The following is a 13,419-nucleotide window of genomic DNA, read 5'->3' on the forward strand; positions in this document are numbered from 1 at the left end:
CGCGGCGTCGGTAGCGGTGGCATGCAACGTATGGGACCCGTCGGCGGCCTCGGTCGTGTCCCAGGGCACCGACCAACCGTCGCCGCCGTCACCGTCGACGCCCAGGCTCGTGGCGCCATCGAAGAACTCGACCTGCGTCACCTCTTGTCCCCCGCCGCCTTGTCCCCCGCCTCCCGTCGCCTGGCAGGCGCTACCGATGGTGTGCGTGTCGACCACCCCGTCGCGCATGGAGCGGAACTCGAAGGTGATCCCGGCGGTGCAGGCGGCGGCGGTCATCGCGCCGTAGTCGGCATTGTAGAAGAACCGGCTCTCGGGCAGGAACGACGACGGGGTGCTGCTGCGCGACACGCCGCCGAGACCGTTGACGATGTACGGGATGCCACCGACCTGCAGCCGCTCGTAGACGTGGCGATGGCCGGACAGCACCGCGTCGGCGCCCCACGCCTCGTAGGGCCACCTGCTGTCTGAGTCCGACCTCTTCGAGGAATACGGCGGGTAATGCACGACAACGACCTGCCAGGGGGTGGTGGAGGCGGCCAACCCTGCCTTCAGCCAGTCCTGTTGCACCGATCCGGCGCGACGGCCGTCGGGCTCAGTGCGGTGGGTGTTGATGACGAAGAAGTGGACCGGGCCGCGCACGAAGTCGTAGTAGCGCTCGTTGCCGGAGTTCGCCGGGGCCGGGATCCCGTCTCCGGGCAGCGTGTAGTAGGAGAGATACCCGCTCAGGCCGCCACCGGTCTCGATGTCCTCATCTCCCAGCGCGGGAAAGAACCTGTTGGTGGCGGAGCCTGCCCCGTGTCCGCCCTGGTAGTTGCCGATGTAGTTCGAGTAGAACTGCCCGACGTTGGTGTCGTGGCTTCCCCCATAGCTGTTGTCCCCGACGGTCACGATGAACTCCGGGGACAGCCCGTCGAGCATCGAAGCCACCGCCGCCTCGTTCGACGACGCGTTCCCGAAGTCGCCGATGATCCCGAAGCGCGTCGCCTCCGCGCCCGACGACCCGTCGGTCGCGTCGGCCTGGATGGTCACCGTGCCCGACACCGTGGCCCCCGCGGCGGGACTCGTTATCGCCACGTTCGGGGCCGCATCGGCGCCAGCGGTCGGCGGCGCCGCCCACACCACAAGCGTCACCGCCACAAGCGTCGGCAACGCCAACGGGCCGACACGTGCAGCGCCGACTGAAATCCGGGGCTGCCGTGACTGGCCGCCTGAGTCGCGCCGTCGGGCCCGTCCGAGCATGGGGAGCATCACACGCATCCGAGAACGTGGGCTCTCCCGCAACCGTTCGTCGCGCTCCTCTTCCTCGACGGGTGCCTCCTGTCGCGCCCTGTCTGCGGCGCGTTGGGCCTCGTCTCGGCGTGCACGCTCGACCGCGGCCTCGGCCGCCTCATGGACCTCGAAGTGGTTCATCTCGCCCGCCGTCTGCAGATGCTGGTCGGTCGTACGGTTATGTCGCAACTTGAACCACACACTGCGCAAAGAACCCGCCGCTCGTAGCGTACTCCACCGGCACGCTCATAGGCCAGCGGTTGTTCTGCACTGGCAATTTGCCCTTAAGAAGTGATTTCGGGTGTGCGCTCGCGTCGGTCGCGCAGGGGGCGGCGATCTTCATCAACGTCGTGGGTGCGGCACCGACCAGCTAGCGGGATCCGACAGAACCGTTGCCAGCTGATCGAGTCGACCACCTCCCGGCACAGCGGCTCGAACCCCAGCCGGTGGGGGCACTTGAGAAACGTCGACCGCAGGTACGTCTCGATCGGCACCGACGGGCGACGCAACGTGGAGTGGAAGTGCGCCCGGTACGGCTCGAAGTACACCGCGTCGCCCAGACAGCCGATCCACCGCGGCCAGCTCGGCCTCCAGCCCCGACAGGCCTCCGGCAGCTGTCTCCTACAACGTCGCTGTGTGTCAACCATGCGGAGCACGGTGGCCTCGATCCCCTTCTGCCCAGGGGTCGAGGCCATCTCGTCGATCACCAGCCCACCGCGAAGCACCAGCCGCAGCCAACGACTTCGTTGGGCAAGTGGCGTTTAGGTCTGCAGGTTCGAGCTCTGGATCTGGGTCAGGAACTGGTTGTTCGACCTGGTGGCCTTCATCTTGTCGATCAGCAGCTCGAGCGCAGCGGGGCCCTCGAGTGCCGCCAGCACCCGCCGCAGCTTCCACACAATCGCGAGCTCCTCGCGGTCGAACAGCAGCTCCTCCCTGCGCGTGCCGCTGGCGTCGATGTCGATCGCCGGGAAGATGCGCTTCTGCTCCATCCGGCGATCCAGACGCAGCTCCATGTTGCCGGTGCCCTTGAACTCCTCGAAGATCACCTCGTCCATCTTCGAGCCGGTCTCGATCAGCGCGGTCGCGATGATCGTCAGGCTGCCACCCTCCTCGATGTTGCGCGCGGCCCCGAAGAAGCGCTTGGGTGGGTACAGCGCGGTCGAGTCGACACCACCGGACATGATCCGCCCCGACGCCGGCGCCGACAGGTTGTAGGCACGGGCCAGCCGCGTGATCGAGTCGAGCAGCACGACGACGTCCCCGCCCTGCTCAACCAGCCGCTTGGCGCGCTCCATCGCCAGCTCGGCGATCTGGGTGTGATCGTCGGCGGGCCGGTCGAACGTCGATGCGACGATCTCGCCCTTCACCGACCGCTGCATGTCGGTGACCTCCTCCGGGCGCTCGTCGACGAGCACGACCATGAGGTGGCACTCGGGGTTGTTGGCGACGATCGCCTGACCGAGCTCCTTGAGGATGGTGGTCTTGCCGGCCTTGGGCGGCGACACGATCAGCCCACGCTGTCCCTTGCCGACCGGCGCGACCAGGTCGATGATCCGCATCGAGATCGGCCCGCCCGGCGTCTCCAGGGGGAGGCGCTCGTCGGGGAACAGCGGCGTCATGTCCTTGAAGTCCGGGCGCGTTGGCATGCGGCCGCCGTCGCTCAGGTCGACGCCGTTGACCATGTGCACGAACGCCAGTGCCGGCACCTTGTCGCTGGACCTGTGCTGGCGGATGGGGCCGGAGACGATGTCGCCGCGGCGCAGGCCCATCTTGCGGATCGTGCTCTGCGACACGTACGCGTCGCGGTCGCCCGGCAGGTATGCGGTCGTGCGCAGGAAGCCGTACCCCTCCGGCAGCACGTCGAGCACGCCGGTGCGGACCTCGCCCGTCTCACCGATGTCGTCGTCGCGGGACTGCTGCTGGCCACGGACGTCGTCGGTGCCCGCGCCACCACGGTTGCGGCGGCGCTCCCGTCGGCTGCGGCGGCGTCGGCGCTGGCCGTCGTCCTCACCGTCGTCCCCGTGCTGACGGTCGGTGTCGTCATCGCCGTCATCGGAGGCGCGGTCGTCGCGATCGAGCTGGAGCTGCTCGCCGTTGTCGCGACCGTCACCGCGCGCGTCGTCGGCATCTGTGTCGGGCACGCTGCCGTTGGCCATCTCGGAGCGGCGGTGGGGGTCGGCCTGCCGGTTGGCCTCCTTGACGATCGCGTCGATCAGGTCGGCCTTGCGCAGGCGCTGGTATCCACGCATGCGCAACTCGGCCGCCATGGTGCGCAGCTCGGGCAGTTGCTTGCGTGCGAGGACGTTGGGGTCCATCCCTGTGGCTCCTGTCGTAGGACAGTGAGGGTGCTGGATCGATGGTTCGTGGCCGCCGGCCACGCCGCGCCAGGGGCGATGCCGTCGTGGAGAACCGGTGGTTGGAAGGTGCGAGGGCGCCGGACGTGCGACGGTGCTGAACCGGCGCACTGCAGGACGCCGAATGCCGCGACGAAAGACGTCAGTGTGGTCGGGCAGCTTCGCTGTGAAGCACGACCCTCGAAGACACCCCGTCGCACATTCAACCAGGAGCTTAACCTGCCTACGGGGGGGTGATCGCCGACCTCGATGCGCGTGCTCGAGTGGGTGATCACCGCGCAGTGTAGCCGGGGTGACGTGCACCGACAAACATCAACGGACGGCGTGTGTCGCCGGCCTGCCGCCACGCGTCGCAGCTGCGATCCGGCCGGGCCCCAGTACCGAGACGCGTCAGGACGTTGCGCCGACGGCGTGGTCGATGCGCGCGCCTGCGCGGTCCCAGGCGGTGCCGCGGACCTGCCAGCCGGCACCCGCGAGCGCGGTGACGCGGTCGACCGCCGCGGGATCGTCGGCGGCCGCGACCACCAGGACCGACGGGCCCGCGCCGGACAGACATGCCGCGTACCGGTCGGCGCGGACGGCGTGGACCAGCCGCCGCGAGCCGGCCATCGCGGCGAGGCGCGGCGGCTCGTGCACGGTGTCTCGCATCATGCTGGGGTCCCAGGCCGCCATGCCGGTCAGGCCGGCCAGGACCAGTGCCGTGCCACGCGCGGCGTGCACCATCGTCTGCAGCGCGACCTGCTGCGGCACGAGCCCGCGTGTCACGAAGGTCGACGACCGCTCGGCTGGGATGCACACGAGCGGGCGCAGGCTGCGTGACGGCTCGAACCGGCGCGCCCGCCCGTCACCCGCGACGACGAGGCCGCCGAGCACCGCCGCCGCTGCGTTGTCCGGGTGGCCCTCGAGCTCCGTCGCATGGTCGATCAGATCCTGGTCGCCGACGCGGACGCCGGTCAGCCGCCGCGCGAGCGCCAGACCCGCCACCGCCGCCGCAGCCGATGAGCCCAGGCCGCGCTCGAGCGGGATCTGGTTGTCACACCGCAGGGTGACATCGGGCACGTCGACACCGTGGGACATGCAGAACGCGACCACCGACCGCCAGATCAGGTTGCCGTCGCCGTCGTCGAGGTCGTCGGCGCCCTCCCCCGCTGCGATGATCCGTCGACCGGCGAACGGCACGGCCGTGACGTCGAGCATCAGGTCGATCGCTGCGGCGAGCACGTCGAAGCCAGGACCGAGGTTCGCGCTGCTCGCCGGCACGCGGACCCGCACGGACCTGTCGCTGACCGTCCTGGCCGCCGTGCCGCCTGCCTGCGGCGTCATGCGGTCCCGTCCCAGGCTGCGCGTCACGCCAGACCCAGCTTCGCCGCGACCCGGTGCGGGTCTACCGGCAGGACGTCGGGCTTGGCTGCACCGGCGATCGCCCAGTCGGGGTCCTTGAGGCCGTGGCCGGTCAAGGTGCACACAACGATGGCTCCCTCCGGCAGCTCTCCGGCGTCCGCGAGCTGCAGCAGACCGGCGACGCTCGCGGCCGACGCCATCTCGGCGAACACGCCCTCCCGCGCAAGCCGGCGGTAGGCGCGCAGGATGTCGCGGTCGGTCACCGATCGGATCTGCCCACCGCTGTCGGCCGCCGCCGCGACTGCGCGGTCCCATGAGGCAGGGTTGCCGATGCGGATCGCCGTGGCGATGGTCGTGGGGTCGTCGACCGCCTTGCCACGCACGATCGGCGCGGCGCCTGCGGCCTGGAACCCACACATGCGCGGTGCCGTGGTGATCCGGCCCGCCTCGAGGTACTCACGGTAGCCCTGCCAGTAAGCGGTGATGTTGCCCGCGTTGCCGACCGGAAGGACGTGGACGTCCGGCGAGCCTCCGAGGTAGTCACAGACCTCGAATGCCGCGGTCTTCTGCCCCTCGATGCGGTGGGGGTTGACCGAGTTGACGAGCTCGACCGGGTAGTCGTCGGCGAGCTGCCGGCAGATCTGCAGGGCCGCGTCGAAGTTCCCGTCGAGCTGCACGACCACGGCACCATGCACGAGCGCCTGGGCAAGCTTGCCCAGCGCGACCTTCCCGTTGGGGATGACCACGCCGCAGACCATGCCGGCCTTCGCGGCGTATGCAGCGGCCGCCGCCGACGTGTTGCCCGTCGAGGCGCAGATCACCGCCTTGGCACCCTGCTCCCTGGCCTTCGAGATGGCCATGGTCATGCCCCGGTCCTTGAACGAGCCGGTCGGGTTGCTGCCCTCGAACTTCAGCCACACATCACAGCCGGTCCGCTCCGAAAGCACCCCGGAGTGGATCAGGGGCGTGCCGCCCTCGCGCAGGGTGACCACGGGGGTCGCGTCGGAGACCGGCAGCCACGCCCGGTACTCCTCGATCACACCGCGCCACTGCCCGGTCGTGATCATCGCCTCCATGCCGGCGCTCATCGCCCGCGCCCGCATCCGGACTGTGACGGGCAGCGGCCCTGTCCGCGGTGGGTCGGTCGAAGATCCGGGCACACGCCGCGGGCGGGTCGCCAGCCGGACTGCGAGGCACTCATACCTCGCCTCCCTCGACCCGCAGCACGCTCGTGATGTCGCGTACCGACGCCAGCGACCGCAGCTGGGTGACCGTGCGTTGGACGGCGCGCTCGCGCGCCGCGTGGGTGATGAACACCAACTGCGCGGTCTCGCCCGTGCCCTCCTGCCACACGCTCTTGATCGATACGGCATGCTCGCCGAACACGGATGCGATCTCGGCCAGCACGCCCGGGCGGTCGGAGACCGACAGGCGCAACGAGTACTGCGCGATGAGCTCGTCGAACGGCCGGATCGGACCGGTGCGACGCGTCGTCTGCGCGAGGGGCTGCTCGCCCGACAGCAGCCCGCGCGCCGCCGACACGATGTCACCGACGACGGCACTGCCCGTGGGTTCCGCGCCGGCGCCGCGGCCGTAGAACATCAGATCGTCGACCGCGTCCGCCTCGACGAACACCGCGTTGAACGACTCCCGCACGCTGGCGAGCGGATGGTCCGCCGGGATGAGGCACGGGTGTACGCGCACGCCGATGCGGCCCGCGTCGTCGTCGGCGATGGCCAGCAGCTTGATGACGTAGCCCATGCGGCGGGCGAAGGCGATGTCGCTCGCGGTGACCCGCGTGATGCCCTCGCGGTACACGTCGCCGGCGACGACCCGCGCGTCAAAGGCCAGTGATGCCAGGATCGCCGCCTTGGCGGCGGCGTCGCCGCCATCCACGTCGGCGGTCGGATCCGCCTCGGCGTATCCGAGCCGCTGCGCCTCCGCCAAGGCCTCGTCGAAGGCCATCTCGTGCTCGGTCATCCGGGTCAGGATGTAGTTGGTCGTCCCGTTCAGGATCCCCAGCACGCGCCGCACCCGGTCACCGGCGAGGGACTCGCGCAGGGGTCGGATGATCGGGATGCCACCGGCGACCGCGGCCTCGTACTCCAGCCGGGCGCCCTTGCCGTGTGCGAGGTCGGCCAGCTCCTCGCCGACGGTCGAGATCAGCTCCTTGTTGGCGGTCACGACGGACTTGCCGGCCTCGAGCGCCTCGACGATCAGTGAGCGCGCCGGCTCGATGCCCCCCATGACCTCGACGACGATGTCGACGTCGGGGTCGGTGGTCACGACGTGGGGGTCGTCGGTCAGGTGGTCGATCCGGACGGCACGCTTGCGCGTCGTGTCGCGCACGGCGACGGGACCCAGCGTGACGGGTACACCGACGCGGTTGGCGATCTGGTCGGCGTTGCCGACGAGCAGGCGGGCGACGCCGGAGCCGACCGTGCCACAACCGAGCATGCCGATGGTCAGACCGCCGACGGGCATGGTGTCGGTCGTCATGAGGCGTGGTCCTGCGGTGTGCGCTGGTTGCTGTCCATGCCCACCGAGTCTAGGTCCGCGGGTGCCAGCGGCTGGTCGCGCGACAGCACGTCGTCGATCGTCTCGCGACGCACGAGGAGCTGCGCCTGTCCAGCGGCGACGAGCACCATCGCCGGCCGCGGCAGCCGGTTGTAGTTGCTCGCCATCGCGTGGGTGTAGGCGCCGGTCGCCCCCACGGCCACGAGGTCGCCGGCGGCCAGGTCGGCGGGCAGCTCGACGCCGCGGCCCAGCAGGTCCCCCGACTCGCAGTGCTTGCCGACGACATCGACACGGCGGTTCGCGCTGGGCCGCGGCGGTCCAGCGGCGACGAAGGTGTGGCGGGCCCCGTACAACGCGGGACGCGGGTTGTCGCTCATGCCGCCGTCGACGCTGACGTAGGTCCGGCCGCCGTCGAGCGGCTTGACCGTCCCGATCTCGTACAGGGTCAGGCCGGCGGGGCCCACGATCGCCCGACCTGGCTCGACGGTCAGGCGCAGCGGGGGAAGCCCGTAGCGCCGGATGCCCGACGCGATGGCGGCGCGCAGCGCCGCGGCATGCGCCTCGACGGTGACTGGCGACTCGTCGGCGTACGTGATGCCCAGCCCGCCCCCGAGGTTGAGCTCGTCGAGGCGCAGGCCGTGCAGGTCCGCGATCTCGGCCAGGAACGCGGTCATGATGCCAACGGCGCGCTCGTACACCTCGTTGGACAGCAGCTGAGACCCCAGGTGGCAGTGCAGGCCACGCAGCCGCACACCGGGTAGCTTGACCGCGACCTGCACGGCCTCGGCGGCCAGCCCGGTCGACAGTGTGAAGCCGAACTTCGAGTCGTCGTGGCCGGTCCGGATGTAGGCGTGCGTGCTCGTGTCCACGCCCGGGGTGACCCGCAGCAGCACGTCGAAGGTGTGGCCGCGCCGCTCGGCGACGTCCGCCATGCGCTCGAGCTCGGCGAAGCTGTCCGCAACGACCCGGCCGACGCCTGTATGAGCGGCCTGGTCGAGCTCGGCGGTCGACTTGTTGTTGCCGTGCAGGATCAGGTGCTCACCGGGCACGGCCGCGCGCTGGGCGGTCACGAGCTCACCGGCGCTGGCGACGTCGATGCTGAGGCCCTCGCCCGCGGCGAGCTGGAGCACCCCGGTGACGCACAGTGCCTTCGATGCGTACGCGACGCACCAGCCGTCGAACGCCGCGCGCCACGCCCGCATGCGCGCCACAAGCTCGGCGGCGTCGAGCACATACAGCGGTGTGCCGTACCGCGCGGCGAGATCGTCGACGGCGATCCCACCGACGGACGTCAGCCAGCCGTCGGAGAACGTCGCGCCCGAGGGGAACACGCGCGCAGGCGGCGCGGCGTCCCCACGCATCGGGTCGATCGCCATCACAGGTCCTTGCCGGTCGCGGTCCGTGCGCTCGCCGCCCGCCGACGGCGTCCGCGCGGCGGACTAGAGCTTGTGGTCGAAGACGTCCGTCGCCGCTTCCTTGGCGCGCTGCATGGGTCCGCGGCCGTTCCACCGGTCGGCCTCGAGCTGCTCGGAGACCGTCAGGTCGTCGGCGAAGTGCTCGTCGAGCTCGGCGGTCAGCGACCGATCGAACAGGATGAGGTTGCACTCGTCGTTCAGCCGCATCGAGCGCTGGTCGAGGTTGCCCGACCCCACCGTTGCCACGCAGCCGTCGACGGTCATCACCTTCGCGTGCAGCATCGAGCGCTGGTAGTTCCAGATGTTGATCCCCGCGTCGAGCAGCGGCTCGAACTCCTTCTCTCCCGCCAGCTGCACGACGCGCTTGTCGGCGTGCCGACCGGGCAGCAGCAGGGTGATGTCGACACCACGCTGCGCAGCGCTGATCAGACGGGCGACGGTCTGCTCGTCGGGCACGAAGTAAGCCGTCGTCAGCCGGATCGACTCCTGCGCCTGGTCGATCAGCAGGCCGAACATGGTGTGCAGGTCCGTCCAACCGATCTGCGCCGGGCACCGCAGCACGGTCACGAGCGCGTCGCCTGGATGGTCGTGGGCGACGAACCGGTCCCGGTCGTCGAACAGGGGCTGGCCCGTCTCCCGCCAGTTGGTGATGAACGCCGCCCGCAGCCCGTCGACCGCAGGCCCCTCGACGCGCACATGCGTCTCGCGCCACTCGCCGGGGTGGCGTGCGTCACCCTCCCACTCCTCTGCGATGCCGACGCCACCGGTGAACCCCACCGCGCCGTCGCACACGAGGACCTTGCGGTGGGTGCGGTGATCGACCTCCCAGACCTTCCACGTGGTCGGCGGCCGGTACCACTCACAGTGGCAGCCGGCCTCGTTCATGTCGTCGATCAGGTCGCGGTCGATCGCGGCCGCGCCGATCGCGTCGAGCAGGATCCGGACCCGCAGGCCGGCGCGGGCGCGTTCACACAGCGCGGTAGCGAACTGGCGCGCGATGTCGCCGGTCCAGTACACGTAGGTGAGCACATCGACCGTGCGCTCGGCCTTGCGGATCGCGTTGAGCATCGCTGGGAAGATCCGGTCGCCGTTGCGCAGGATGTCGATGCGGTTGCCGTCGGTCGCCGGCACGCCGAGGCCGCCCTCGACGATCCGCCGCCAGCGTTCGACACCCGCATCCACGTCCGTCACATCCTCTCCGGTGCGCTCACGCCCAGCAGCCCCAGTGCGTTGACCACCGTCTGGCGCGTGGCCACGACCAGCCAGTAGCGCGCCGTGCTCAGCTGTGCGTCGGGGCCGACCACCTGGCACTCCGTGTAGAACCGGTGGAACTGCTCCGCGGTGCGCTCGACGTAGCGGGCGACGCGCTGCGGGGCACGCTCGTCGGCGGCGAGCGCCACGACCTCAGGGTACTCCGACAGGACGCGGATCAACTCCTGTTCGGCACGGGTTTCCAGGAGCCTCAGGTCGGCGTCCATGACGTCGGTGGGCGTGAGGCCGGCCTCGTTGGCCGTGCGCATGATGCCCGCGATGCGGGCGCTCGAGTACTGCACGTAGTAGACGGGGTTCGCGCGGTCGGCCTGGACGACGGCCGCGAGGTCGAAGGCGATCGGCACGTCGCTCGAGTACCGCAGGAACGTGTAGCGCGCCGCGTCGGCGCCTACCTCGTCGAGCAGCTCGTCGAAGGTGACCATCTCCCCCGTGCGCTTGCTCATGCGCACGGGCTGGCCCGCCCGGAACAGATTGACGAACTGGTGCATCACGATCTCGATGCGTTCCCGCCCGTAGCCGAGCGCGTCGGCCACCGCCGCCAGCCGGCCGATGTAGCCGTGGTGGTCCGAACCGAGCACGTAGACCAGGCGGTCGAAGCCCCGGGCGAACTTGTCGGCCATGTAGGCGCAGTCGGCCGCGAAGTACGTGGGCGCGCCGTCGGCCCGGATCAGCACGCGGTCCTTGTCGTCGCCGAAGTCCGTCGTGCGCAGCCAGGTGGCGCCCTCGGCCGTGTAGACGTGGTCACCGAAGGCGGCGATCGCCTTCGCCACCCCGTCGGGGTGGAGCGACCGCTCACCGAAGTACACGTCGAAGTGCACGCCGAGACGGTCGAGCGTGCCGGTGATACGCGCCAGGATCCGCTCGTACGCCGCCTCGCCGAGGCCGTCGGCGCCCCCAGCCTGCTCGATCTCCTTGACAACCTCGGTGATGTAGGTTCCGCGGTAGCCGTCCTCCGGCGGCTCCCTACCCGCGGCGACCGCTGCGACGCTGTCACCGAACAGGCGCATCTGGCGGCCCGCGTCGTTGAAGTAGTACTCGCGCGTGACGTCCCAGCCGACGGCGTCGAACAGGTTCGCCAGCGCGTCGCCGATGACCGCCTGCCGGCCGTGGCCCATGTGTAGCGGCCCGGTCGGGTTGGCCGAGACGAACTCGACGTTGATCCTGCCGGTCACCCGGTGCGATCGGCCCCACTGCTCTCCCGCCTCGACGATCTGCCGGACGATGCCGCCCAGGGCGTCCTGCGCGACGTGGAAGTTGATGAAACCGGGCCCTGCGATATCGACCGACGCGATGCCGTCCATCCCACGCAGCTGCTCGATGATCGCCTCGGCGATCGACCGCGGCGAACGTCCGACCGGCTTGGCCAGCGTCAACGCGATATTGGTCGACCAGTCCCCGTGCTCACGCAGCCTCGGGCGCTCGAACACAGGCTCCCGATCGGGCAGGTCCGCCCGCGCGAGCGCGTCGCGGACCACGGGTGCCAGCTGGTCAGGACCGATCACGTCATGTCACCTTCGTTTCGACCCGCGTACAGACGCGTGACGCGGCGTGGCAATCATAGGGGCGGCCCCGGACCAGAAAGCTCTGAGGCCACGAGCTGCATCAGCTCGATCGGGTCGAACGGCTTTGTGACGTAGTGGTCGACGCCGAGCTCCATGCCGCGTTCGATGTCAGCCTCCATCGCGCGCGCCGACAGCGCGATGATCGGGATCGACCTGGTGGCCTCGTCGCCCTTCATTCGCGCCGCGACCTCCCAGCCGTCGACGCCGGGCAGCATCATGTCGAGCAGGACGACGTCGGGGGCGCGGTCCACCACGGCCTGCAGCGCTTCGGCCCCGTCGACGGCCGTGGCGGCGTCGTGGCCCTCCATCTTGAGGTTGACCACCAGCAGTTCGCGGATCACATGATCGTCCTCGACGACCAGTACTCGGGCCACGCCGTCCCTTGCCTCTCCGATCACCCGCCAGACAGCAGCGGTCGGGCATCGAAGGGGTGATCATCGACCCGACCGTCGCAGCGATGCCCTCGATGCTAGGCTGCCCGTGTCAGAACTGCGAGTCCCCGCCCGCGTAGCTCAGGGGATAGAGCGTCTGCCTCCGGAGCAGAAGGTCGTAGGTTCGAATCCTATCGCGGGCACTTCTCGTCTCACCCCTCGGTCGGCCGCTCCCCCGGCCCGGCCTCGAGGAACGGCTGGTACATCAGCAGCGCCTGGTTCGCCGCGACGAGCTCGTCGGCCACCTCCGCACCGTCCGGATCAATGACCCGCCGTCGGATGACGTTGTGCCGCATGAAGACCCCCGGCCCCTCGTTGGTCATCAGGTGGTCCGCCTCGTACACCTGGTAGCGCATCGGCCACGGCTCGGCCGCCGTCCACGTCCCGTGCAGGTGGGTCGCGCTCAGGCCGAGCCCCAGACGGAACGCCGTCGGCGTGCGGTTCTCGATCTGCAGGTCCAGCACGGGGTACGCACAGGTCGCCCCGCTGCCGAAGGGCTGGCTGCGCCCGTTGTCGGGGAAGACGTCATAGCTGTGCCGCCAGCGCTCGACGACGGTGAGCGGGGTGTGCAGGGTCATCCAGTAGATGAGGTTCGTGAGCTGGCACAGCCCGCCGCCCGTGCCCTGCGTGACCCTGCCGTGGTCGAGCACCATCGCGTCGAGGAAACCGCGGCGCGCCGTCGGGCGACCCACGTGCCACCAGAAGGAGAAGCGACTCCCGGGGTCGAGGACGAGACCGTCGAGGCGATCGAGGGCCAGCGCGAGGTTCACCACCTTGTTCTCCTGGAGCCTGCGCTCGACCCCGGCGAGGTCCCGGAACAACGGGGTGGCGTGCACGGCCACCTCGTGCCCGAAGCCGGCCGGGTCCCGCCTGGTCAGCCGGAGCCCTGGGGTCCTGCGCCACTGCACCTCACGCCGGACCCGCCGCACGGTCGGGCCGAGCAGCCGACGCACCACCGTCTCCATCGCTCTCCCCCGGCAGCACCGCTGTGGACCACGACAGCGTGGCACGACGCCAGGGCCGCGCGGGCCGGTTCAGTCCTGCCGCGTCGCCTCGGTCGAGCGGCGGGCGGCCTCCTCGGGCGGCAGCACCTTGCGCCATCGCTTGGTGCGCAGGGGAGGCACCTCCCCCGCGTCCTCCTTGAGCGCCCGCAGCAGGCTGTAGATCATCAGGTACCCCATGACGAAGAACGGCAGCCCGACGACGATGATCACCTGCTGGAGGGCCTCGAGCCCGCCCGCGCCGGTGGCGCCGAGCA

The 13,419-nt window shown here is 70.3% G+C and carries 11 protein-coding genes, 1 tRNA gene and 1 pseudogene; 1 reads left to right on the top strand and 12 read right to left on the bottom strand.

Annotated elements, in window-relative coordinates; translation table 11 throughout:
* From VK923_05590 to VK923_05635, 10 genes and pseudogenes are all read right to left on the bottom strand, one after another.
* On the bottom strand, nucleotides 1–1,458 hold a 1,458-nt coding region (locus VK923_05590; GenBank protein ID HSJ44141.1), incomplete at its 3' end, for an Ig-like domain-containing protein.
* Nucleotides 1,459–1,603: 145 nt separating this feature from the next.
* Nucleotides 1,604–1,872: pseudogene (locus tag VK923_05595) on the bottom strand (transposase).
* A 158-nt stretch (nucleotides 1,873–2,030) separates the two neighbouring features.
* Nucleotides 2,031–3,584, bottom strand: coding sequence for a transcription termination factor Rho (gene rho / locus VK923_05600; protein ID HSJ44142.1), 1,554 nt, complete (start codon nucleotides 3,582–3,584; stop codon nucleotides 2,031–2,033).
* Nucleotides 3,585–4,013: 429 nt separating this feature from the next.
* A complete protein-coding gene (gene thrB / locus VK923_05605) occupies nucleotides 4,014–4,973 on the bottom strand; it encodes a homoserine kinase (protein HSJ44143.1) in 960 nt (319 codons plus the stop codon).
* A complete protein-coding gene (thrC, locus tag VK923_05610) occupies nucleotides 4,970–6,040 on the bottom strand; it encodes a threonine synthase (GenBank protein HSJ44144.1) in 1,071 nt (356 codons plus the stop codon). Before thrC ends, thrB begins: the two co-directional genes overlap by 4 nt.
* 121 nt (nucleotides 6,041–6,161) lie before the next feature.
* Nucleotides 6,162–7,463, bottom strand: a complete 1,302-nt coding sequence (locus VK923_05615) for a homoserine dehydrogenase (protein HSJ44145.1) — start codon at nucleotides 7,461–7,463, stop codon at nucleotides 6,162–6,164.
* Nucleotides 7,460–8,857, bottom strand: a complete 1,398-nt coding sequence (gene lysA / locus VK923_05620; protein HSJ44146.1) for a diaminopimelate decarboxylase — start codon at nucleotides 8,855–8,857, stop codon at nucleotides 7,460–7,462. Before lysA ends, VK923_05615 begins: the two co-directional genes overlap by 4 nt.
* Nucleotides 8,858–8,920: 63 nt before the next feature.
* Entirely contained in the window at nucleotides 8,921–10,078 is a 1,158-nt protein-coding gene (locus VK923_05625) for a phospholipase D-like domain-containing protein (GenBank protein ID HSJ44147.1), read from the bottom strand.
* Between the two features lie 5 nt (nucleotides 10,079–10,083).
* The gene (gene argS / locus VK923_05630) at nucleotides 10,084–11,670 is read right to left on the bottom strand and encodes an arginine--tRNA ligase (GenBank protein ID HSJ44148.1); all 1,587 of its coding nucleotides are present in this window, start codon (nucleotides 11,668–11,670) and stop codon (nucleotides 10,084–10,086) included.
* 53 nt (nucleotides 11,671–11,723) lie between these two features.
* The gene (locus VK923_05635) at nucleotides 11,724–12,104 is read right to left on the bottom strand and encodes a response regulator (GenBank protein HSJ44149.1); all 381 of its coding nucleotides are present in this window, start codon (nucleotides 12,102–12,104) and stop codon (nucleotides 11,724–11,726) included.
* Between the two features lie 127 nt (nucleotides 12,105–12,231).
* Between VK923_05635 and VK923_05640 the strand changes: the two genes are divergently transcribed.
* Nucleotides 12,232–12,304, top strand: a tRNA-Arg gene (locus tag VK923_05640).
* A gap of 9 nt (nucleotides 12,305–12,313) precedes the next feature.
* Here VK923_05640 and VK923_05645 read toward each other — a convergent pair.
* Together VK923_05645 and VK923_05650 are read right to left on the bottom strand one after the other, a co-directional pair.
* Complete coding sequence (locus tag VK923_05645) at nucleotides 12,314–13,126, bottom strand: VanW family protein (GenBank protein HSJ44150.1); 813 nt, start codon at nucleotides 13,124–13,126, stop codon at nucleotides 12,314–12,316.
* Between the two features lie 69 nt (nucleotides 13,127–13,195).
* A partial coding sequence (locus VK923_05650) for a BCCT family transporter (GenBank protein ID HSJ44151.1) occupies nucleotides 13,196–13,419 on the bottom strand: 224 nt, incomplete at its 5' end.

The organism is Euzebyales bacterium, assembly GCA_035461305.1.
In the GTDB taxonomy this organism is placed as follows: Bacteria; Actinomycetota; Nitriliruptoria; order Euzebyales; family JAHELV01; genus JAHELV01.